Genomic DNA, 20,239 nt, shown 5'->3' with positions numbered 1-20,239 from the left:
GCCAGGAGTCCCGGTGCGGCCGCCGCCCGCGGCGGGGCGCGGCGGCCCCTCGGCACCCCGCTACGGCACTGGGTCGGCGTATGCCGCGTTGCGGTGGGCCGAATGGTGGGTTGGTCTTGAAGGGTCTCATTTCCCCACGCTGCGGACGGCGATCATGACGATGTCCCCCTTCGGTGCCTCGTTCGGCGGCCCGGACCCGTTCTCCGAGATCCTCAACCGCTTCTTCGGCATGACACCGGGCGCCTCGCCGCCCCAGGTGCAGCGGGTGCCGATCGGACGGCTGCTCACCGAGTCCGCCCAGGACCTGATCAACCGCGCCACCGGCAAGGCGGCCGAGGACGGCAGCTCCGACCTGGACACCGAGCACCTGCTGTGGGCCTGCACCCAGGTGGAACCCGCCCGCGGCCTGCTCGCCCAGGCGGGCGCCGACCCCGACCGGCTCGCCGCCGACCTCGCGCGGGCGCTGCCCGCCGAGAGCGGCACCCCCTCGGCCGAGCCGGGCCTGACCCCGGCCGCCAAGCGGGTGCTGCTGCGCGCCTACGAGCACTCCCGGGCGGCCGGTGTCTCCTACATCGGCCCGGAGCACATCCTCGGCGCCCTGCTGGACACCCCGGGCGCGGCACCGACCAAGATCCTGGGCGCCCACGGCATCGACACCGAGCAGCTGCGCCGCGGCGCGGAGAGCGTCGCCCGCTCCGAGGCCGGGCCCGGCGGCGCCGAGCCGCCGAGCGACACGCCGACCCTCGACCAGTACGGCCGCGACCTGACCGAGGAGGCCCGCGCCGGGAAGCTGGACCCGGTGGTGGGCCGGGCGGAGGAGATCGAGCAGACCGTGGAGATCCTCTCCCGCCGCTCGAAGAACAACCCCGTGCTGATCGGCGAACCGGGCGTCGGCAAGACCGCGATCGTGGAGGGACTGGCCCAGCGGATCATCGCCGGGGACGTGCCCAAGACCCTGGAGAACAAGCGCGTCGTCGCCCTCGACCTGACCGGACTCGTCGCCGGCGCCCAGTACCGGGGCCAGTTCGAGGAGCGGCTGAAGAACGTCATCGACGAGGTCAAGGCGGCCTCCGAGTCGACGATCCTGTTCCTGGACGAACTGCACACCGTGGTCGGCGCGGGCGCCACCGGCGAGGGCTCGATGGACGCCGGGAACATCCTCAAACCGGCCCTCGCCCGCGGTGAGCTGCATGTCGTCGGCGCCACCACCCTCACCGAGTACCGCAAGTACGTCGAGAAGGACGCCGCCCTGGAGCGCCGCTTCCAGCCGGTCATGGTGCCCGAGCCCAGCGTCGAGGAGACGGTGCAGATCCTGGAGGGCCTGCGCGACTCCTACGAGGCCCACCACCAGGTCCGCTACAGCGACGACGCGCTGGCCGCCGCCGCCGAGCTGTCCGACCGGTACGTCACCGACCGGTTCCTGCCCGACAAGGCCATCGACCTGCTCGACCAGGCCGGCGCGCGGGTGCGGCTGCGCTCGATGGGCCGGTCCACCGAGGTCGCCGAGCGCGAGGACCGGCTGGCCAAGCTGCGCCGCGAGAAGGACCAGGCCGTGGCCGCGGAGGACTTCGAGCGCGCCTCCGAGCTGAAGGACCGCATCACCGACGTGGAGACCGAGCTGGAGGGGCTCGCCGAGCGGCGCGAGGGCGTGCTGGAGGTGACCGTCGCCGACATCGCCGACGTGCTGTCCCGGCGCACCGGCATCCCCGTCTCCCAGCTCACCGAGAGCGAGAAGGAACGGCTGCTGAAGCTGGAGGACGCCCTGCACTCGCGCGTCGTCGGGCAGGACGAGGCCGTCACCGCCGTCGCCCAGGCGGTGCGCCGCAGCCGGGCCGGCATGGGCGACCCCAACCGGCCCGTCGGCTCGTTCCTCTTCCTCGGACCGACCGGCGTCGGCAAGACCGAGCTGGCCAAGGCGCTCGCCGAGCTGCTGTTCGGCGACGAGAACCGCATGGTCCGCTTCGACATGAGCGAGTTCCAGGAGAAGCACACCGTCTCCCGGCTCGTCGGGGCCCCGCCCGGCTACGTCGGCCACGAGGAGGCGGGCCAGCTCACCGAGAAGGTCCGCCGCCAGCCCTACAGCGTGCTGCTCTTCGACGAGGTCGAGAAGGCCCACCCGGACGTCTTCAACACCCTGCTCCAGGTCCTCGACGACGGACGGCTCACCGACGCGCAGGGCCGCACCGTCGACTTCCGCAACACCGTGGTCATCATGACCTCGAACATCGGCGCCCAGCGGATCCTCGCCCACCACGGCGACGTCGCCGCCATCAAGGACCAGCTGATGGAGGACCTGCGTGGCAGGTTCCTGCCCGAGTTCCTCAACCGCATCGACGACATCATCATCTTCCACGGCCTGGGCGAGGCGGAGCTGAACCAGATCGTCGACCTGCTGCTGGACAACAGCCGCCGCCGGGTCCGTGCCCAGGGCATGGAGCTGGAGGTCACCGAGGCGGCGAAGAAGCTGCTGGTCGCCCACGGCCACCAGCCCGAGTTCGGCGCCCGTCCGCTGCGCCGCACCCTCCAGGCCGAGCTGGACAACCGCATCGCCTCCCTGCTGCTGAGCGACTCGGCCGACCCCGGTGACACCATCGTCGCCGACGTCGAGAACGACGCCCTGGTGTGCCGGGTCGAGCGTCCGGCACCGTCCGACGCCAAGGTCTACGAGGACGCCGGGAAGGCCGGGAAGGCCGAGGCCGCGGGGGACGGGGCGAAGGCGCAGGGGGAGGCGGGGGGCCCGGAAGCTGCCTCCTGAGCGCCGTTCACTCGTACGCCGTCCGTCGCGTCGCGAACCCGATCGCGGCGGCGACGGCGGCCAGTACGGCGACGCTGGCCAGCGCGGCCCGCAGGGACAGCCAATCGGCCATGAACCCGATGGCCGGGGGTCCCATGAGCATGCCGCCGTACCCGAGTGTGGAGGCGGTCGCGACGCCGTCCGGACCGGCCAGCGCGCCCGCTCGCTCCACGGCGACCGGGAAGAGGTTGGCGAGCCCCAGGCCGGTCACGGCGAAGCCGAGCAGGGCCACCCACACGGCGGGCGCGAGGCAGCCGAGGAGCATGCCGGCCGCGGCGACGCAGCCGCCGCCCACGATGACACGGGTGCGGCCGAGCCGTTCGAGCAGCGTGGTGCCGGACAGCCGTCCCACGGTCATCGCGAGCGCGAAGCACGAGTAGCCCACCGCCGCGACACCGGGCGAGGCGTGCAGGTCCTGGGCGAAGTGCAGCGCGCCCCAGTCGGCCATGGCCCCCTCGCCGTAGGCCGTGCACAGGGCGATGAGCCCGAGGACCAGGACGACCCCGCGGGTGCGGGCGCCCTGCCGGTGCCCGTCGCGGCGGTCCGGGCGGGCCCGCCGGGCGTCCGCGGGCGCGGGGGAGTCCAGCCGCAGGAGCGTCCGCCCGGCGACGGCCGTGACGAGCAGACCGGTCACGGTGAGCGCCAGCAGATGGCGGGTGGGGGACAGGAGCCCGGCGACGAGTCCGCCGAGGCCCGCCCCCACCATGCCGCCGAGGCTGAAGGCGGCGTGGAAGGTCGGCATGATCGGACGCCGCAGCGCGGCCACCAGGTCGACGGCCGCGCTGTTGAAGGCGACGTTGATGCCGCCGTAGGCGGCGCCGAACACCAGCAGGACGGTGCCCAGCGCGAGGGCGGAGTGGGTGAGCGGCGGCAGGGCCACGCTGAGCGAGAGCAGCACCGCGCACACGACCGTGACCAGGTGGCTCCCGTAGCGGCGGCACAGCCGGCCGGTGAGGGTCATCGTGACGACGGCACCGGCGGAGACCCCGAGGAGCGCGAGCCCGAGGGCTCCGGTGGAGGAGTGCGTCTGCTCCTTGATGGCCGGGATGCGCACCACCCAGCCGGCGAAGACGAAGCCGTCGAGGGCGAAGAAGGCGGTGAGGGCGATCCGGAGGCGGACGAGCGGGCGGTCCGGCACGACGTTGTGCGGACGGACTTTGTTTATCAGCGGCACAAAACCAGGCTAGAAGGGCGCCGGGAACGGGGCAAGGGGGTGGGGCGCGCGCTTCATGGCCGTCACATGGCCGGATTCTCCGCAGGTCAGGCTGTTGACGGCGGCTACGGCGGGAGCCTTGCCGTCGCCCGTCCCCCGTCAGCCCACCTCGCCGTCAGCCCGTCATACGGCCCCAGCGGGCGTCCATCCGGGCCCACTCCTCGGCCCACTGGGCGTCGCGGCGGTGGTCGAGCCGGTTCTGCGCGAGCTTGGCGCCGCCGACGACGAGCCCCACGGTGGCCGTGCCGGCCCACAGGCCGCCCAGGACCGCCTGGAAGGCGGTGTCGGCGGCGGAGGCGGGCGGGGAGGTCAGGGCGCCGCGGCCGTTCGTCCAGACGGTGAGGCGGGATCCGGCGGCCACACCCGACGGGACCCGGGTGCGGCCCGTGTGGACCGAGCCGTCCGGATCGGTCCAGTGGACCGTCCCCCACACCAGCGCGCCTCCGGCCGGCCGGGCGGTGCTCCGGGACCCGCCCTCGGTGAGGACGGCGGACACCGGGTGGCTCTGCGCACGGGCACGCTGTGCGTTCTGCTGCATCACGCCCGCCGTCAGCAGCCCGGCCACCAGGGCGCCCACCACGGCGAGGACCCAGGCGGCGGCCAGGATCCACGCCTCGACGACATCGCTGGTCCGCCTGAGCGGATTGCGCTGCCAGCGCCACAGCCACATTCCCGCACGACGTGCCATTGCCGACACCCCCTCGTGCCAGACCGACGGGCTCACTGCCAGTGTGCCTCCACGGGCGGCCGGAGGCTCCCGCGCGAGGGGACCCGGCCGTCCTCAGACCGAGGCGACCAGCAGTTCCTCCGCCGGTTCGGGCCGCAGCCCGTCCGCGCGCCCGTCGAAGTAGCGCCGCGCCAGGTCCTCCGCGGACACATGGCGGACCTCCGTGAACCCCGCCTCGCGGGCGAGGTCCAGCATCTCGCGTGGGGAGAAGAAGCTGAGGAACGGTGTCCCGGACGCCCGCGCCATGCGCGTCGTGTTCTCCAGCAGGGCGCGCGTGCGCGGTTCCAGGAGCTCGGCGGGCTGCATGAACGTCATGGCCAGCGTGGAACCGGGCGCGAGCGCCGCCACCTGGCGCAGGGTGGCGGTGATCGCCTCCAGGGTGAGGTACATGCTCACGCCGGTGCAGGCCACCACCGCCGGGCGCCCCGCGTCGAAGCCCGCCGCGACCAGCTCCTTCCACCAGGATCCGCCCGCCTCGAAGTCCACGGGCACCAGCCGCAGGCCCTCCGGGACGCCCAGCCCGAGGTCCGCCAGGCGCTGCCGCTTCCACGCCTGCGGTCCGGGCCGGTCTACCTCGAACACCCGCAGCCCGGCGGCGACCTCCTCGGGGCGGCGCTGTGCGAAGGTGTCCAGTCCGGCGCCCAGGACGACGTACTGCGTGACGCCCCGGGCGGCCTCGGCCGTCACCAGGTCCTCGACGAAGCGGGCGCGGGCCACGACGCCCGCCCGGAAGGTCCGCGTCCCCTCGGGGTCCATGTCGGGGCGGCGCGGCCAGTCGTCGCCGGGCGCCGCCAGCCGCAGGCCCACCTCGTCCTCGAAGACGTACGGCGGTGGATCGGCCCGCAGATGCAGCGCCCGCCACAGGGCGACCCGCACCGCGGTGTGGTCCGCCTGCTCCACCCGGCTGTCCTCCATGCGTCCACCACTCCTTCGCGACGGGGCGGGGGACGGGCGTCCCCCTGGGACAAGGGTGGTACGCCGGGGCGGCGATCAGTACGCCATCGGTGCGCCATTCGCCGTACCTCAGCCGAACGGGTGAAGCCCGGACGGTTTCGGACACGGATCGGTTAAGGCTTGCTCACGCACCGGTTGCCGTGCGGTGAGCGCGTCATGATGGGGCCATGACGCTCGCCACGCGTGCACTCGCCCAACTGGCCACCTGGCCCGACCTGATGGAAGCGGCACCGAGCTGTGGCACCGGGCAGGCACTCAGCTCGGCGCACGGGGAGATCGCCCACTTCCACTCCGACCGCGACGTCGACCTCAAGCTGACCGACCGGGCCATACGGCGGCTCTCGCGCGACCTCAGGCGCTTCGCCGCCGTCCGTGTGGTGCCGGGCTCCTCCTGGGTCACCATCCGTCTCGACGCCTCGGCCGACGTCGATCTCCTCCTGTCCCTCATGAGCGTCGCGCTCAAGGCCGATCAGGGCGGCCTCGGGGAGGACCGGCCGGTCCCCGTGGGCTGCAACGACGGCCGTGGTGTGGGCTTCCTGCGCACCTGAGGCGGCGTGTCCCCGCGGCGGCCCGGACCCCCGGGGCGCCGCCGCCGTCCAGGAGGCCGCGGGCGGCCGGGGTGCCGTCCCGGCCGGGGCGGGCCGTTCAGACCGTGAGGACCCGGACCCCGGCCTCCTCGAACCAGCGCACCGTCTCCCCGTCCACCGCCGCGTCCGTGACCAGGGTGTCCACCGACTCCGCCGGGCAGATCCGGGCGAAGGCGCGACGGCCCAGCTTGCTGGAGTCCGCCGCGACGACGACGCGTTCGGCGCGCTCGCACAGCAGGCGGTTGATGGCGGCCTCCGCCTCGTCGTGGGCCGCCGCGCCGTGCGCGACGTCGAAGGCGACCACCCCGAGGACCGCCACGTCCAGGGTGATCTGCCCGAGCACCCCGTCCGCCAGCGGCCCGATCAGCTCGTACGACTGCGGCCGTGCGACGCCGCCGGTGACCACGATCTTGAACTGGGGCCGTACGGCCAGCTCGTTGGCGATGTTGAGCGCGTTGGTCACCACGGTCAGGGCGGGCGTGCCCGAGCCCAGGTCACCGCGGACGGCGAGCGCGCGGGCCACTTCGGTGGTCGTGGTGCCGCCGGTCAGGCCGACCGCCTCGCCGGGTGCGACCAGGGCGGCCACCGCCTGGGCGATCCGCTGCTTCTCCGAGGCGCGGCGGGCCGTCTTGTAGCGCAGCGGCAGCTCGTAGGAGACACCGTGCACGACGGCGCCGCCCCGGGTGCGCACCAGCATCTGCTGCTCGGCGAGCTGGTCGAAGTCGCGCCGGATGGTCGCGGCCGACACCTCCAGCCGGGACGCCGCCTCCTCGACCTCCAGCCGGCCGCGCTCCACGAGCAGCTCCAGCAGCGCCTTCCAGCGGGCGTCCCGCGACATCGGCGGCCTCCGTTCCTGCTCCTGCGTCCTCCGTGACCCTAGCGCACTTCGCGCAGCGGCAAATGCTTGATTGTGCTCGAAACTGCGCTGTATCTTGCAAGAACAATCAGATGACCCCGGGAGGGTGTGCCATGAGCCATGTCGAGGACGAGCTGACCAGCCAGCCGGAGTGCTGGACCCGAGCGGCGGCCGACGCCGCGGGACACGGCGGGGCGCTGCCCGCGCCGGGGGAGCGGGTCGCGATCGTCGGCTGCGGCACCTCGTACTTCATGGCGCAGTCCGCCGCCGCGCTGCGCGAGGGCGCCGGTCAGGGCGAGACCGACGCCTTCGCCGCGTCCGAGTTCCCGCACGGCCGGTCCTACGACCGCGTCATCGCCCTGACCCGGTCCGGCACCACCACCGAGGTGCTCGACCTGCTGGCCCGGTCGAAGGGCACCACCCGCACCACGGCCATCACCGCGGACCCCGCCACGCCGGTGATGACGGCCGCCGACGACGTCGTCGTCCTCGACTACGCCGACGAACGCTCCGTCGTGCAGACCCGGTTCGCCACCACCGCGCTCACCCTGCTGCGTGCCCACTTCGGCCTGCACACCGACGCCGTCGTCGCCGACGCCCGCACCGCGCTCGCCGAGCCGCTGCCCGAAGGACTCGTCGACTGCACGCAGTTCACCTTCCTCGGCCGCGGCTGGAGCGTGGGCCTCGCCAACGAGGCGGGCCTCAAGATGCGCGAGGCGTCCCTGTCCTGGACCGAGGCGTACCCGGCGATGGAGTACCGCCACGGCCCGATCAGCGTCACCACGGCGGGCACCGCCACCTGGGCGCTCGACGAGGCGCCCGAGGGACTCGCCGAGCAGGTGGCCGGTACCGGCGCGCTCTGGATCCAGGGCACCCTCGACCCGCTGGCCGAACTCGTCCGCGCCCAGCGCCTCGCGGTCGCCGTCGCCGCCTCCCGCGGCCTCGACCCCGACCAGCCGCGCCACCTCACCCGCTCGGTGATCCTCGCCCCGGACCCGGCCTGACCACACCCGATCCGGCCGACCGCACGCGATCCGGCCCGGCCGCGTCATCCGCTCCGGTCCGACCGGATCCGACCGCTTCAGAACAGGTCAGACCGGGTCGGACCGGTCGGCCCACCCCCGCTCCGCCCCCGAAAGGAACAGGCCGTGCCGCTTGCAGCCACCGGTGAGCTGGTCGGCAGCGCCGCCGCCGCGCGCTCCGCCGTCGTCGCCTTCAACGTCATCACCCTGGAACACATCGAGGCCGTCGTCGCCGGCGCCGAGGCGGCCGGCGCACCCGTCCTCCTCCAGGTCAGCGAGAACGCGGTCAGGTTCCGCCACGGACGGCTGCTGCCGCTCGCCCGCGCCGCCACCGCCGCCGCCGAACAGGCCGCCGTACCCGTCGCGCTGCACCTCGACCATGTGCAGAGCGACGACCTGCTGCGGCAGGCGGCCGACGCGGGCTTCAGCTCCGTGATGTACGACGCCGCCCGGCTGCCCTACGCGGAGAACCTCGCCGCCACCCGGGCCGCCGCCGAATGGGCGCACGCCCGGGGCCTGTGGATCGAGGCCGAGCTGGGCCAGGTCGGCGGCAAGGACGGCAAGCCGCCGCTGGACGCCCACGCGCCCGGCGCCCGCACCGACCCCGGCGAGGCGCACGCCTTCGTCGCGGACTCCGGGGTGGACGCCCTGGCCGTGGCCATCGGCAACTCGCACGCCATGACCGAGCGCACCGCCGCCCTCGACCACGACCTCGTCAAGCGGCTGGCCGACGCGCTGGACGTGCCGCTCGTCCTGCACGGCTCCTCCGGCGTGCCCGACGCCGAACTGGCGGCGGCCGTCGCCGGGGGCCTCGCCAAGGTCAACGTCGGCACCGCCCTGAACATCGCCATGACCGACGCGATCCGCGCCCACCTCACCGCGCACCCCGAGGCGGTCGACTCCCGCAAGTACCTCGGCGTCGGCCGCGAGGCGATGGCACAGGAGGTGGAACGGCTCATCCGCGTGATCGGCGCCCCCGCCGCCGCGCCTACCGCCTGACGGCGGACAGCACCACGAACTTCGGGCTGCCGGCCACCAGCCGGCAGTTCCCGAACAGGCGGCGCAGCTTCACGTGGTACCCCAGGTGCCGGTTGCCGACCACCCACAGCGCACCACCGGGGCGCAGCGCCCGCCGCGCCCCGGTGAACATCCGCCACGCCGTCGCGTCCGTCGTCGCCTGGTGCGAGTGGAACGGCGGATTGTTCAGCACCAGGTCCACGCTGCCCGACGGCACCCCGTCCAGGCCGTCCCCGACCCGGAACTCCGCGTGCCCCGGCACGCCGTTCGCCCGGTACGTCGCCTCCGCCGAGGCCACCGCCTGGAACGACTCGTCCGTGAACAGCACCTCCGCCTGCGGGTTCGCCAGCGCCAGCGCCGTCCCCACCACCCCGTTGCCGCAGCCCAGGTCCACCACCCGCTGTGCGCCCCGCCCGTCCGGCAGGTGCTCCAGGAGGAAGCGGGTGCCGATGTCCAGCCGGTCCGCGCAGAACACCCCCGCGTGGTTGACGACCCGCCGCCCCGCCACCGCGCCCGTCCCCTCCGGCAGCGCGTACGCGTACGGCCACGGGTTGGCGGGCCGCTCCAGGGCCGGGTCCGGGGTGCACAGGATCAGCCGCGCCTTGCGCTCGGCCAGCGAGGTCCGGGTGGGTCCGAGGACCCGCTCGAACAGCGCCAGCGTCGAGGTGTGGATCTCCTTGACCATGCCGGTGCCGACGACGACCGTGTCCGCGTGCACCGCGGGCGCCAGCCGCAGCAGCTGGTCCTCCAGCAGGGCGAGGCTCTTGGGCACCCGCACCAGCAGGACGTCGATCCGCTCGGGCGGCGCGTCCTGGGTGGTCAGCAGCCGGACCGCACCCGTCTCCACACCGTTGCGGGCGAGATTGCGGCGGGTCGCCTCCTGCCCGAGGAACGAGTCGGTGATCTGCACCGGCCGGTGCGCCGCCAGCGCCGTGGCCAGCGCGCCCCACCGGTCCCCTAGCACCACCACCGTCCCGGACGGGCCGGGTGTCCGCTCGGCGAGGTGCCGCAGCAGATACTCGTCGGAGGCGTCCCAGGCACGCAGCCGGTCGCGGGGGTCCTCGGGATGGCGGGCCAGCGTCAGCTCGCCCCAGGGCGTCGTCATACGGTCGTTCATCGTCCGTCCAGGCTAGGCCCTGCCGTCAAATCGCCGTCCGGTCCGGCTGCCCCGCGGCGCCGGGACCCGCCCGCTCCGCGGCGCACCTTCGCCGGAGGCAGGATGGGACCATGGACGCCGAGCTGTTCCCGCGCTCCCGCAGAGAGATCGCGCCGGGCGCCGTGCACATACCGGACTGGCTGGACGCGGCCCGCCAGCGCGACCTGCTCACCGCCTGCCGGGAGTGGGCCCGCCCGCCGGCCGGGCTGCGCACCGTGCGCACCCCCGGCGGCCACGCCATGACCGCCCGGCAGGTCTGCCTCGGCCTGCACTGGTACCCGTACGGCTACGCCCCCACCGCCGTCGACGGCGACGGCGCCCCCGTCAAACCGTTCCCGGACTGGCTGGGCGCACTGGGCCGGGACGCGGTGACCCGGGCGCTCGGCGCGGAGGCCGCCGCCGGGGCCGCGTACGACATCGCGCTCATCAACTTCTACGACGCCGACGCCCGTATGGGCATGCACCGCGACAGCGACGAGCACTCCACCGCGCCGGTCGTGTCCCTGAGCCTCGGCGACACCTGTGTGTTCCGCTTCGGCAACACCGCCACCCGCGCCCGCCCGTACACGGACGTGGAGCTGCGCAGCGGCGACCTGTTCGTCTTCGGCGGCCCGGCCCGGCTCGCGTACCACGGCGTACCGCGGGTCCACGCGGGCACCGCGCCGCCCGAGTTGGGCCTGGACGGGCGGCTGAACATCACCCTCCGGGTGAGCGGGCGGTAGACCGGGCCCCGCCCGGACGCCCGGCCGGGGCCCGTGCGGGCGGCAGGCCGCCGCCCGCACGGATCATGGGAGACTCGCCCTCATGAGCGGCAAGGCGGACCCCCGGGCGGCGGGGGAAGGGACCACGTCGAGGACGCGGCTTGACCGGGGGCGCGGCGCGCTCGGACCCGCGCTGGAGCTGGTGCACACCGGACGCGCCCCCACCCGCGCCGTGCTCACCGCCGAACTCGGGGTGACCCGCGCGACCGCCGGGGCGGTGGCCGCCGAGCTGGAGGCGCTGGGCCTGATCAGGGTGGACGCGCGGCCGGGCGCGGCGGCCGGATCGCAGGGCCGCCCCTCGCACCGGCTCGCGGTCGCCGAGGACGGTCCCGTCGCCCTGGCCGCCCAGGTGCACGCCGATGGCTTCCGCGCCGCCCTGGTCGGTCTCGGCGGCCGGATCGTGGCGACCGCGCCGGGCTGCGAGACCGTCGACGCCGACCCGGCCAAGGTGCTCGGCTCGGTCGTGGAGGCGGGCGCCGAACTGCTGCGCAGCACCGGGCGCCGCTGCGTCGGCGCCGGTCTCGCCGTACCCTCCGCCGTCGCCGAACCGGACGGCCTGGCCCTCAACCCGCTGCACCTCGCCTGGCCCGCGGGGGCGCCCGTGCGGCGGATCTTCGCGGAGTGCGTGCGCGCGGCCGGGATCACCGAACCGGCCTTCGCCGCGAACGACGTCAACCTCGCCGCGCTCGCCGAGCACCGGCACGGCGCCGGACGCGGCGCCCGGGACCTGCTGTGCGTGGCCACCGGACACCGGGGCGTGGGCGGCGCGCTGGTCCTGGACGGGCGGCTGCACACCGGCAGTTCGGGGCTGGCGCTGGAGGTCGGCCATCTCACGGTCAACCCCGAGGGGCGGCCCTGCCACTGCGGCGGCCGCGGCTGCCTGGACGTGGAGGCCGACCCGCTGGCCTTCCTCACCGCCGCGGGCCGCGCGCCCGGCCCCGAGGTGTCCCTGCTCAAGCAGGCCGAGGACCTGATCCGCGGCTGCTACGACGACCCGGCCGTCCGCGCCGCCACGGAGGCGCTCATCGACCGGCTCGGCCTCGGCCTCGCGGGCCTGGTGAACATCCTCAACCCGGACCGGATCATCCTCGGCGGGCTGCACCGCGCCCTGCTCGACGCCGATCCCGGACGGCTGCGCGCGGTCGTCGCGGACCGCAGCCTGTGGGGGCAGAGCGGCGGCGTGCCCATCCTGCCCTGCACGCTGAGCCACAACAGCCTGGTCGGCGCGGCCGAACTCGCCTGGCAGCCGGTCCTGGACGACCCGCTCGGGGCCCTCACCTGACCGGCCGACGGCACCCTCGGTACCCGGTCAGGAGTCCAGGTACGTCGCTCCGGCCCGCGCGCAGGGTGATCGCCACGTAGACGATGCCCTCGTCCCGGCGGATTCCGAGGTGGTCCCCGTGGCGGAGGGTGCCGCGTGTGCCGTCGTGGGCGGTCAGCACCTGGAAGTGGCCGTTGGGCGGGATGCCGAGCGTCTCGACCAGGGCCTCGTGCACGGCGCGTCCAGCCGGCCGGGGCCGGTGTCCATGGCGTCGATCCGGACGAAGGGCACGGCCGGGGCTCCTCTCGTGTCCTGGTGTTCCCTGTGCTCTGCCGTGCGTGCTCTGTGGTGCTGCCTCTGTCGGGCTGTGCCGTGCTGGGCAGGGCCCGCGGTCAGGCCCACTCGACGGCGAACGCCCTGGCGGGGTTCTCCCGCAGGACGCGGTCCGTCAGCTCCTCGCCGAGACCGGCCGCCAGACGCGGGCGTACCCGGCGCAGCAGATACGGCATCCCGGGACCGCCGTTCACCGACCGGGCCCCCGCGGTCACGGTGTCGCCGCCGAGCAGCAGTTGTCCGCCGAACCCCGCGTCGGCCAGCGCCCGCACGGCCTCGGGCATGTGCCAGTCGGTGGCGTGCTGGGCGCGGGAGGGGCCGTCGAAGGCGAGCCAGCAGCCGGTGCGCGCCGCCTGCTGGTGCAGGACCGGGTCGGGGAACCGGTTGAGGTGCCCCAGGACCACCCGGTGGGGCGGCACCTCCAGTGTTCCGCAGAGCAGGTCCAGGACGTCCGGCGCGGCCGTGCCCTGCTCCAGGTGGACGGCGACCGGCGCGCCCGTGGCGTGATGGGCCTCGGCCGCGGCGGTCATGGTCCAGCGGGCGTGCGCGTCCAGGGCGTGGAAGCCGCCGGCGACCTTGACGAGACCGGCCCGGACGCCCGAGGTGCCGATGCCCTCGGTCAGTTCGGCGACGAAGACCTCGGCGAGGCGGCCGCGCAGAGCGGCGAGTGTCTCCTCGGCGTAGTGACCGGCCTGGTGCAGTCCCGTCGCGCACACCACGTGCACGCCCGCCGCCCGGGACACACCCGGCAGTTCGGCGGCCCGGCGCCCCATCCCGTACGGCGTCCACTGCACGACGGCCTCCCCGCCCGCCGCGCGGAACGCGCCCAGTTCGGCCCGCGCGGCCGCCACGTCGTCCAGCTCCTGCCCGGCCAGCAGGGGACTGCGCAGGAAGAGGTGGTCGTGTGCGTCGGTCACCCCGAGCCCGTCCGGTGGGATGTCACCGAGCACGGTGCGGACGGTGGCGCGGACGGCGGTCACCACTGCCGTCCGGGCGACAGTGCCTTGCGTCCGGGCTGAGACAGGTGCAGGACCTGGAACACCTCGCCGCCGCCGGACGCTGCGGAGACGGCGGCCTCGCGGTGCGACCAGAGGGAGAAGCGCACCAGTTCCCAGCGGCTCGTGTCCACCCCGGCCGCCGCGAGGACCACCCCGTCCCGTTCCGCCAGCCGCCGCGTCCCGTCCACCGCCTCCTCGGCGAACTCGGCCAGTTCCACCCCCTCGGGCACCGGCGTGCGCCGCCGCACCGCGAAGGCCGCCGCCGTGTCCGCGGCCCGGCCCTCCTCGTACGTAAGCCCCGTCCACTGCCGCACCACCGGCCTGCCGAAGTCGCCGACCAGCCCCTGGAAGGGACCGCCGAACAGGAAGGAGTTCATCCCCTCGACGGTGTGCCACAGATAGAACGGCCCGTACTGGTCGACCGGCGAGCCGTCCACGCCGCGTTCGCGCATCAGATACGCCTTGAGGCCGAGCCCGCCCCAGTCGTCGAGCAGATGCCCGAGCCGAGCCACCCGGTCCCGGATGACATCCATGCCGTAGTCGGCGGGCAGGGTCATCTCGTACTGCATCGCGTGCATGTGCAGGTCCTTCCTCAGACCGTCTAGGCGGGGCGGTGCGGGGCGAGCAGAGCGAGGAGTCCGCGGACCCCCGCGTCGAAGGCGCCGGGGGAGCCGGAGGCGCGGGCCAGGACGTATCCGCCCTGTACGGTCGCGAGGATCGCCGCGGCGATCTCCTCCCCGTCGAGCGAGGACGGGAACTCCCCCTGCTCCTTGCCCTCCTCGACGATCCCGGCGAGCCGTTCCCGGATGGCGTCCAGCGTCTCGTCGACCGGTGCGCGCAACGCGTCGCTGGCGACGATGTCCGGGTCCATCGTCAGCCGCCCCACCGGGCAGCCGCGCAGCACGTCCCGCTCGCGTCGCAGATAGCCCTCGATGCGCTCGTACGGCGTCCCCGGCCCGGTCAGCACCGCCTCCACCTCGGCACGCAGTTCCTCCGCGGTGCGCCTGATCGCCGCCAGCGCGAGGTCGGGCTTGCCCTTGAAGTGGTGGTACATGCTTCCCTGCCCGGCCCCCGCACGTTCCAGGATCGCCCGCGGGCTGGTCCCGACGTATCCGCGCTCCCACAGCAGCTCACGCGTGGACCGGATCAGTCGCTCCTCTGTGCTCATGCGACCACTGTACATACTAGTAGTTACAAAACCAAGATCGAGACGGAGAGCGGAGCAGAGCGGGCGGGAAGACGGCAGACGAGCCCGTTCCGAGAAGGCAGGGGCGACCGGTGCCGTGTCCTCCGGATCCCCGGCGGCCACGAAGGCGCCGTCCCGCCGGCGCAGCACGGCACCGGAGCGGCCGTCGTACCAGCCGCAGCCGGGATCCTGGACGACCCAGCGTGTGGGCGGCCCGGTGAGCGCGGTACCGGTCGGGAGAGAGAGCCGGCACTCGCGCGGCGTGACGATCTGCCAGCCCCGTTCACTCCCCAGCGTGGCGCGCAGCGCCTCGGAGAACCAGGCGGTCATGCCGACGACGGGCCGGTCCTGAAGGACGACGGCGACCTTGTCGGTGAGCACATCGACAGCGGGCTGCGCGGCGGCGGGGGCGGAGGCGGCCGTGATCCCGGAGGTCGTCGATCTTCGTGGCGGCCGAACGCTCCAGTTCCTGGAACTCGCCCCGGACACGGCCGACCTCGTGGACCAGGCGCGCGTTCTCATCGAGGTCCTTCTGGTCCTTCCGCCAGTCGCCGTCCCCTTCGACCGACGCGCGGAAGGCGACCGCCTCGCTCCTCGGCTCGTCCCCTGCGGGTCCCTCCGTCTTGGCCGGAGGGAGTCCCGGGTCCGGGATCGTGTCGTGCTGGACGTCGGCGGCCATCTCCAGGTCACCGGCGACGTACTCCTGGGTGGCCCTCGCCGCCCCGCCGATCGACCTGCGGCACGGGCGGAGACAGAGCGCAGGTCGTCGGCGGTCCTGTCCGCGAACTCCCGCAGCGCGGCGGCGACCGGCCCCGGCGTGCCGCTCTCGGGCCCCCCCGGAACATCTCTCCAACGTGCCGTCAGAAACACCAGGCGTCACCGGCCGGGAGGAGCCCGTTCCGGCCGCTGCGACATTCCGTACTCCCCGCGAGGTAGGCGTACTGCCGTCGGCCGTACGACGACCCGTGCCCCCTCCCGGTGGCAAGGTCGAGGCAGTACGGGAGAACCTCCGAGGGAGATGAACTCAGATGCAGACCCATATGCAGGCCGTGGCGAACTGGGGCGGCGGGCCCGGACCGTGGATCCTTCTCTTCCCGCTGATCTGGGCGGCCGTGATCGTCGGCGTGGTCACCGTCCTGCGCCGGACCGGGCTCGGTGGCCGGATCGGGGCCTGGCGCGGACCGGTGGCCGGATCGTGGCGCGGGCCGGCCGCCCGGCCCGCGGGCGACTCGCCGCTGGGCGTGCTCGGCCGCCGCTTCGCCTCGGGCGAGATCGACGAGGAGGAGTACTGGCGCCGGATGTCCGTGCTGGAGGAGCACTTCGGGCGCCTCGACAAGGCTGGGGCCCGCTGACCGGCACGGCTGTCATCGCCCCGGGGGTGCGGGGCCGCCGCGCGCGGTCGTCCTGTGGACGGGCGTCCTCCGGCCGGGTGTGAACTCGACGGCGGCGGCCGGGGCCGACGTACTGGCGCGACCGTACGGGCCCGGTGACCACCCGGCCCGTACCCGCCGGACGCCCCGCGGCACCGGCGCGGGCACCGGCACCGGCACCGGCACTGACACCGGCATCGGCGTCGGCACCGGCATCGCGCCGTCCGGCGTGCCCACGCCCCGCCGGTCCCCGAGTAGCCGGGGGACCGGCGGGGCGGCGGGGCAGGTTCACGTGACCGGGTGCCGCTACGGCACGGTCACGAGGTCGCCGCCGTCACCGCCCGGTCAGCCGGGAACGGCGGACCGAGCGGGAGCGTGCGCGGGACGCGCGCCGTCGAGCACGGGCTCGACCTCGGTGAACCGGCGCACGGGCTGCTCCCCGCCCGCCAGCCGTGGCACCCGCGCGGGTGCCGTGACCGGTGCGGCCGCCGTGGGCAGGGTGAACCAGACCACCTTGCCCTGCTCGCCGTCCGGGCGCGCACCCCAGCTCTCGCTCATCGCGGCCACCATCGCCAGCCCCCGGCCCTCGGTGGCCAGCGGCGCGATCGCGCCCATGTCCTCCGCCGACGGAAGACGCGGATCGTGATCGCGTACGGAGACGGTGAGCCGGTCGAGCAGCAACTCCAGCTCGACGGTGCACGACTTGTCGGGCCGGGCGTGCTGGTGGACGTTGGTCAACAGCTCCGTCACACCGAGCGCGGCCCGGTCTATCAGAGGGTCCAGATGCCAGTAGCGCAAGTGCGCCGATACGATTCTGCGGACCTGGCCGATCCGCGACGGCAGGGCTTGGAGCTCCACCGTGCAGTGCCTGCTTGGGTGACTGATCACGGCTGCGACTCCCCGACGTTGAGGTCCGGAAGAACACGACGTTTCGGATGCAGCAGGGCGCCTGCGTGACACTGCCGCCTGCTGTCGTGGCCGGCGGGCTGGTTCGCAGCGTTATCGCCGGTAAACCCAGAGTGACGTGAGACCAGCGTGACGCAAGGGGTTCGGGAGCGCAAGTTCGCGCCAGTTTCGAGCGAGCCCCGGGCCGGAGCGTGACGTTCAGCCGTCCCGCCCCGCCGCCCTGGCCGCCCCCGCCGCTCTGCGTACGGCCTCGATGAACCGGTGCGCGGCGGGCGGCCCCGGCTCCCCGGGCACGGCATCGCCCGCACCGAGCGTGAGCACGTACCGGTGGCCGTTGAGGTCGGCGAGTGCCCGGTCCTCCGGCGCCAGCCAGGGCCGGGACGCGCGCACCGCCCGGATCGGCGCGCTGTCGATCTCGCTGCCGTAGCTGGTGAGCAGCTCCAGCCGGCCGTCGCTGATCCGGACCCGCCCGGCCCGGGTGAGCGAGCGCAGTCGCCTGGCGATCCGCACGCCCGTGGCCGTGAACTCCGGCTCCGCCATCCCTGACCGCCCCCTCGCACGCGCCGGACCCTGAGGACCACCGGGTCGCGGACCGGCGCGGTTCGTCCGGGGCCCGGTGCGCCCCGGCGGGCTGTTCGTCCCGCGCGGTGCAGTCTGCCCCGCTTCGGCAGCGGGCACCAGTGCGCGCGGGACACCGGACGGACCGCGCCCGGAGCACTGGCGCGAACACGCCCCCGGACATGCCCGCCATGCGCCGCCGACGCGCTCTGGCGTGCCGCGCCCCAGGGCTGCCTTTGAGCCGCCCAAAGTGGCGTTTATGCAGGTGAGAAGCGTGGCGAAGGTGTCTATCATCGAGAGCGTCCGGCCCTGCGACACGCCGTCGCGGCCCAGTGTGAGGAGTCCCGCCGTGAGCACCACCGAGCAGCGCCGGACCGGCGAGACCCAGGACGTCGACCGCAGTGACCCCGGCTACCGGGACTGGCTCAAAGAAGCCGTACGCAAGGTTCAGGCGGACGCCAACCGCTCGGCCGACACCCATCTGCTCCGCTTCCCGCTGCCCGAGGAGTGGGGCGTCGACCTCTATCTCAAGGACGAGTCGACCCACCCGACCGGCAGCCTCAAGCACCGCCTGGCGCGCTCCCTGTTCCTCTACGGCCTGTGCAACGGCTGGATCCGCCCGGACCGCCCGGTCATCGAGGCGTCCAGCGGATCGACGGCCGTCTCCGAGGCGTACTTCGCCAAACTGATCGGCGTCCCCTTCATCGCGGTGATGCCGCGCACGACGAGCGCCGAGAAGTGCCGCCTGATCGAGTTCCACGGCGGCCGGTGCCACTTCGTGGACGACCCGCGCACCATGTACGAGGCGTCCGCCCGGCTCGCGGTGGACACCGGCGGCCACTACATGGACCAGTTCACCTACGCCGAGCGGGCCACGGACTGGCGGGGCAACAACAACATCGCCGAATCCATCTTCCGCCAGCTGGAACGGGAGCGGTTCCCCGAACCGGCGTGGATCGTCGCCACCGCGGGCACCGGCGGCACCTCCGCGACCCTCGCGCGCTACGTGCACTACATGCAGTACGACACCCGTATCTGCGTCGCCGACCCCGACAACTCCTGTTTCTTCGAGGGCTGGACCACCGGGGACGCGGACGTCACCTGCGAGCGCGGCTCACGCATCGAGGGCATCGGCCGCCCCCGGATGGAACCGAGCTTCGTGCCGGGCGCCATCGACCGGATGATGAAGGTGCCCGACGCCGCGGCCGTCGCCGCCGTACGCGCCCTGGAGCGGGTCATCGGGCGCAAGGCGGGCGGCTCGACCGGCACCGGTCTGTGGAGCGCCCTGAAGATCGTCGCCGAGATGCGCGAACAGGGCCGCCGGGGCAGCGTGGTCACCCTGCTGTGCGACCCCGGCGACCGCTACCTCGACAAGTACTACTCGGACACCTGGCTGGCGGAACAGGGCCTGGACCACGCGCCGTACACGGCGACCCTCGACACCTTCCTCACGACGGGCGCCTGGCCGCGCTGACACCGCCGCCACGGGCGCTCGGACCGGAACTCAGCCGGCGGGCTCCTCCACGGGCTCCGCGGACCCCGCAGGCTCCTGAGCGGGCTCCTGCGGGGCCTCCTGCGGGGGCTCGCCCGCCACGACCAGCCGCAGGTGCTCGGCGATCTCGGCGCGCGCCCCGGGCGGCAGCCCCGCGTCCGTCACCAGCGTGTCCACCTGCTCCAGCGTCGCGAACGAACTCAGCCCCACCACACCCCACTTGGTGTGGTCGGCGACCACCACGACCCGCCGCGCCGACTGCACCAGGCGCCGGTTGGTCTCCGCCTCCGCGAGGTTCGGCGTCGAAAGACCGGCCTCCGCCGATATCCCGTGCACCCCGAGGAACAGCACGTCGAAGTGGAGCGCCGCGATCGCCTGGTCGGCCACCGGCCCCACCAGCGAGTCGGACGGCGTGCGCACCCCGCCGGTCAGCACCACGGTCGCCGCCCCCTGCCGCTGACCCGAGGTGCGCTGCGCCGTGTGGAACACGTCCGCCACCCGCACCGAGTTGGTGACCACCGTCAGATCCGGCACGTCCACCAGATGATGCGCCAGGGCGTACGTCGTCGTACCGCCCGACAGGGCGATCGCGGAGCCCGGCGCGACCAGCCGCGCCGCGGCCCGCGCGATGTCCTCCTTGGCCGTCAGCTCCAGCCCCGACTTGGCCTCGAAACCCGGCTCGTGCGTACTGGCCTCCACGACCGGCACCGCCCCGCCGTGCACCTTCTCCAGCACACCCTGACGGGCCAGCGCGTCCAGATCACGCCGTACGGTCATGTCCGACACGCCGAGCTTGCGGGTCAGTTCGTTGACCCGGACCCCGCCGCGCCGCCGGACCTCGTCGAGGATCAGAGCGCGCCGCTGCTCCGCGAGGAGGTTCTGATTCTCGCTCACGTGTGCTCCGGTTCCTTTCGCCTCGGGCCCGTACGGCCGCCCCGGCCCACCCGGTCCGACCAGGAGGTCCGACCCGCCCCCGGGTGCGGGCGTCCCATCCTCGCACGGGCCGCCCGCCCCGGTGCCATCGCCCGTCCGCAGCGCGTACGCCGGG

At 74.1% G+C, this 20,239-nt stretch carries 21 protein-coding genes and 1 pseudogene; 8 read left to right on the top strand and 14 right to left on the bottom strand.

The genetic code is table 11. From position 1 onward, the window contains the following. Window positions 1-154: 154 nt before the first annotated feature. Window positions 155-2,755 (top strand): ATP-dependent Clp protease ATP-binding subunit, encoded by a 2,601-nt coding sequence (locus ACWDYF_RS29320; RefSeq protein WP_381737957.1) that lies wholly within the window; start codon window positions 155-157, stop codon window positions 2,753-2,755. A gap of 7 nt (window positions 2,756-2,762) precedes the next feature. Here ACWDYF_RS29320 and ACWDYF_RS29315 read toward each other — a convergent pair whose 3' ends face one another. The 3 genes from ACWDYF_RS29315 to ACWDYF_RS29305 form a co-directional block, all read right to left on the bottom strand. Then, window positions 2,763-3,932, bottom strand: coding sequence for an MFS transporter (locus ACWDYF_RS29315; protein WP_389471752.1), 1,170 nt, complete (start codon window positions 3,930-3,932; stop codon window positions 2,763-2,765). 190 nt (window positions 3,933-4,122) lie between these two features. Further along, the gene (locus ACWDYF_RS29310) at window positions 4,123-4,695 is read right to left on the bottom strand and encodes an Rv1733c family protein (RefSeq protein ID WP_389471718.1); all 573 of its coding nucleotides are present in this window, start codon (window positions 4,693-4,695) and stop codon (window positions 4,123-4,125) included. A gap of 93 nt (window positions 4,696-4,788) precedes the next feature. Beyond that, window positions 4,789-5,649, bottom strand: a complete 861-nt coding sequence (locus tag ACWDYF_RS29305) for a class I SAM-dependent methyltransferase (RefSeq protein ID WP_389471716.1) — start codon at window positions 5,647-5,649, stop codon at window positions 4,789-4,791. A gap of 206 nt (window positions 5,650-5,855) precedes the next feature. Between ACWDYF_RS29305 and ACWDYF_RS29300 the strand changes: the two genes are divergently transcribed. Further along, window positions 5,856-6,236, top strand: a complete 381-nt coding sequence (locus ACWDYF_RS29300; protein ID WP_018570955.1) for a luciferase domain-containing protein — start codon at window positions 5,856-5,858, stop codon at window positions 6,234-6,236. Window positions 6,237-6,333: 97 nt separating this feature from the next. Here ACWDYF_RS29300 and ACWDYF_RS29295 read toward each other — a convergent pair whose 3' ends face one another. Next, entirely contained in the window at window positions 6,334-7,113 is a 780-nt protein-coding gene (locus ACWDYF_RS29295) for a DeoR/GlpR family DNA-binding transcription regulator (protein ID WP_018570954.1), read from the bottom strand. A gap of 131 nt (window positions 7,114-7,244) precedes the next feature. Here ACWDYF_RS29295 and ACWDYF_RS29290 point away from each other — a divergent pair, with 131 nt between their 5' ends. Together ACWDYF_RS29290 and ACWDYF_RS29285 are read left to right on the top strand one after the other, a co-directional pair. Further along, window positions 7,245-8,135, top strand: a complete 891-nt coding sequence (locus tag ACWDYF_RS29290) for an SIS domain-containing protein (protein ID WP_389471711.1) — start codon at window positions 7,245-7,247, stop codon at window positions 8,133-8,135. Between the two features lie 144 nt (window positions 8,136-8,279). Continuing rightward, a complete protein-coding gene (locus tag ACWDYF_RS29285; protein ID WP_389471708.1) occupies window positions 8,280-9,152 on the top strand; it encodes a class II fructose-bisphosphate aldolase in 873 nt (290 codons plus the stop codon). On the opposite strand, the gene ACWDYF_RS29280 is transcribed toward ACWDYF_RS29285, so the two are convergent. Beyond that, complete coding sequence (locus ACWDYF_RS29280; protein WP_018570951.1) at window positions 9,142-10,275, bottom strand: methyltransferase; 1,134 nt, start codon at window positions 10,273-10,275, stop codon at window positions 9,142-9,144. The two genes, ACWDYF_RS29285 and ACWDYF_RS29280, sit on opposite strands and share 11 nt — an antisense overlap. 122 nt (window positions 10,276-10,397) lie before the next feature. Here ACWDYF_RS29280 and ACWDYF_RS29275 point away from each other — a divergent pair, with 122 nt between their 5' ends. Beyond that, complete coding sequence (locus tag ACWDYF_RS29275) at window positions 10,398-11,048, top strand: alpha-ketoglutarate-dependent dioxygenase AlkB family protein (protein WP_389471705.1); 651 nt, start codon at window positions 10,398-10,400, stop codon at window positions 11,046-11,048. A gap of 82 nt (window positions 11,049-11,130) precedes the next feature. Further along, entirely contained in the window at window positions 11,131-12,369 is a 1,239-nt protein-coding gene (locus ACWDYF_RS29270; RefSeq protein WP_389471702.1) for an ROK family protein, read from the top strand. Here ACWDYF_RS29270 and ACWDYF_RS29265 read toward each other — a convergent pair. From ACWDYF_RS29265 to ACWDYF_RS29240, 6 genes and pseudogenes are all read right to left on the bottom strand, one after another. After that, on the bottom strand, window positions 12,362-12,583 hold the full coding sequence (locus ACWDYF_RS29265) for a tautomerase family protein (protein WP_389471700.1): 222 nt from the start codon (window positions 12,581-12,583) through the stop codon (window positions 12,362-12,364). The two genes, ACWDYF_RS29270 and ACWDYF_RS29265, sit on opposite strands and share 8 nt — an antisense overlap. A gap of 157 nt (window positions 12,584-12,740) precedes the next feature. Further along, a complete protein-coding gene (locus tag ACWDYF_RS29260) occupies window positions 12,741-13,661 on the bottom strand; it encodes a phosphotriesterase family protein (protein WP_389471697.1) in 921 nt (306 codons plus the stop codon). Continuing rightward, window positions 13,658-14,257 (bottom strand): DUF4865 family protein, encoded by a 600-nt coding sequence (locus ACWDYF_RS29255; protein ID WP_389471694.1) that lies wholly within the window; start codon window positions 14,255-14,257, stop codon window positions 13,658-13,660. The genes ACWDYF_RS29260 and ACWDYF_RS29255 overlap by 4 nt, the downstream gene beginning before the upstream one ends. Window positions 14,258-14,280: 23 nt before the next feature. Then, window positions 14,281-14,862, bottom strand: a complete 582-nt coding sequence (locus ACWDYF_RS29250) for a TetR/AcrR family transcriptional regulator (protein WP_389471750.1) — start codon at window positions 14,860-14,862, stop codon at window positions 14,281-14,283. A gap of 60 nt (window positions 14,863-14,922) precedes the next feature. Next, window positions 14,923-15,249, bottom strand: a pseudogene (locus tag ACWDYF_RS29245) (DUF6177 family protein); the annotation flags it as partial. Further along, on the bottom strand, window positions 15,149-15,745 hold the full coding sequence (locus tag ACWDYF_RS29240) for a DUF6507 family protein (protein WP_389471691.1): 597 nt from the start codon (window positions 15,743-15,745) through the stop codon (window positions 15,149-15,151). The pseudogene ACWDYF_RS29245 and the gene ACWDYF_RS29240, both read right to left, overlap by 101 nt. A 160-nt stretch (window positions 15,746-15,905) precedes the next feature. Between ACWDYF_RS29240 and ACWDYF_RS29235 the strand changes: the two genes are divergently transcribed. Further along, the gene (locus ACWDYF_RS29235) at window positions 15,906-16,217 is read left to right on the top strand and encodes an SHOCT domain-containing protein (protein ID WP_389471748.1); all 312 of its coding nucleotides are present in this window, start codon (window positions 15,906-15,908) and stop codon (window positions 16,215-16,217) included. Between the two features lie 363 nt (window positions 16,218-16,580). Here ACWDYF_RS29235 and ACWDYF_RS29230 read toward each other — a convergent pair whose 3' ends face one another. Both ACWDYF_RS29230 and ACWDYF_RS29225 read right to left on the bottom strand, forming a co-directional pair. Then, complete coding sequence (locus ACWDYF_RS29230; protein WP_078510121.1) at window positions 16,581-17,123, bottom strand: ATP-binding protein; 543 nt, start codon at window positions 17,121-17,123, stop codon at window positions 16,581-16,583. Window positions 17,124-17,339: 216 nt separating this feature from the next. After that, window positions 17,340-17,681 (bottom strand): hypothetical protein, encoded by a 342-nt coding sequence (locus tag ACWDYF_RS29225; RefSeq protein WP_381737975.1) that lies wholly within the window; start codon window positions 17,679-17,681, stop codon window positions 17,340-17,342. A 367-nt stretch (window positions 17,682-18,048) separates the two neighbouring features. Here ACWDYF_RS29225 and ACWDYF_RS29220 point away from each other — a divergent pair, with 367 nt between their 5' ends. Next, the gene (locus tag ACWDYF_RS29220) at window positions 18,049-19,173 is read left to right on the top strand and encodes an L-cysteine desulfhydrase Cds1 (RefSeq protein WP_381737976.1); all 1,125 of its coding nucleotides are present in this window, start codon (window positions 18,049-18,051) and stop codon (window positions 19,171-19,173) included. Between the two features lie 30 nt (window positions 19,174-19,203). Here ACWDYF_RS29220 and ACWDYF_RS29215 read toward each other — a convergent pair whose 3' ends face one another. Beyond that, entirely contained in the window at window positions 19,204-20,085 is an 882-nt protein-coding gene (locus ACWDYF_RS29215) for a DeoR/GlpR family DNA-binding transcription regulator (protein ID WP_389471688.1), read from the bottom strand. Window positions 20,086-20,239 lie beyond the last annotated feature (154 nt).

Source organism: Streptomyces sp. NPDC003284, from assembly GCF_053589675.1.
The sequence above is the reverse complement of the archived record's forward strand: the minus strand, read 5'-3'. Positions and strand labels throughout refer to the sequence as shown.

Excerpts from the sequence above, each read along its gene's own strand:
- ACWDYF_RS29255 (WP_389471694.1), bottom strand. The coding sequence starts at position 14,257 with ATGCACGCGATGCAGTACGAGATGACCCTGCCCGCCGACTACGGCATG.
- ACWDYF_RS29275 (WP_389471705.1), top strand. The coding sequence starts at position 10,398 with ATGGACGCCGAGCTGTTCCCGCGCTCCCGCAGAGAGATCGCGCCGGGC.
- ACWDYF_RS29295 (WP_018570954.1), bottom strand. The coding sequence starts at position 7,113 with ATGTCGCGGGACGCCCGCTGGAAGGCGCTGCTGGAGCTGCTCGTGGAG.
- ACWDYF_RS29270 (WP_389471702.1), top strand. The coding sequence starts at position 11,131 with ATGAGCGGCAAGGCGGACCCCCGGGCGGCGGGGGAAGGGACCACGTCG.
- ACWDYF_RS29225 (WP_381737975.1), bottom strand. The coding sequence starts at position 17,681 with ATGGCGGAGCCGGAGTTCACGGCCACGGGCGTGCGGATCGCCAGGCGA.
- ACWDYF_RS29290 (WP_389471711.1), top strand. The coding sequence starts at position 7,245 with ATGAGCCATGTCGAGGACGAGCTGACCAGCCAGCCGGAGTGCTGGACC.
- ACWDYF_RS29305 (WP_389471716.1), bottom strand. The coding sequence starts at position 5,649 with ATGGAGGACAGCCGGGTGGAGCAGGCGGACCACACCGCGGTGCGGGTC.
- ACWDYF_RS29280 (WP_018570951.1), bottom strand. The coding sequence starts at position 10,275 with ATGACGACGCCCTGGGGCGAGCTGACGCTGGCCCGCCATCCCGAGGAC.
- ACWDYF_RS29300 (WP_018570955.1), top strand. The coding sequence starts at position 5,856 with ATGACGCTCGCCACGCGTGCACTCGCCCAACTGGCCACCTGGCCCGAC.
- ACWDYF_RS29235 (WP_389471748.1), top strand. The coding sequence starts at position 15,906 with ATGCAGGCCGTGGCGAACTGGGGCGGCGGGCCCGGACCGTGGATCCTT.
- ACWDYF_RS29250 (WP_389471750.1), bottom strand. The coding sequence starts at position 14,862 with ATGTACAGTGGTCGCATGAGCACAGAGGAGCGACTGATCCGGTCCACG.
- ACWDYF_RS29320 (WP_381737957.1), top strand. The coding sequence starts at position 155 with ATGACGATGTCCCCCTTCGGTGCCTCGTTCGGCGGCCCGGACCCGTTC.
- ACWDYF_RS29310 (WP_389471718.1), bottom strand. The coding sequence starts at position 4,695 with ATGGCACGTCGTGCGGGAATGTGGCTGTGGCGCTGGCAGCGCAATCCG.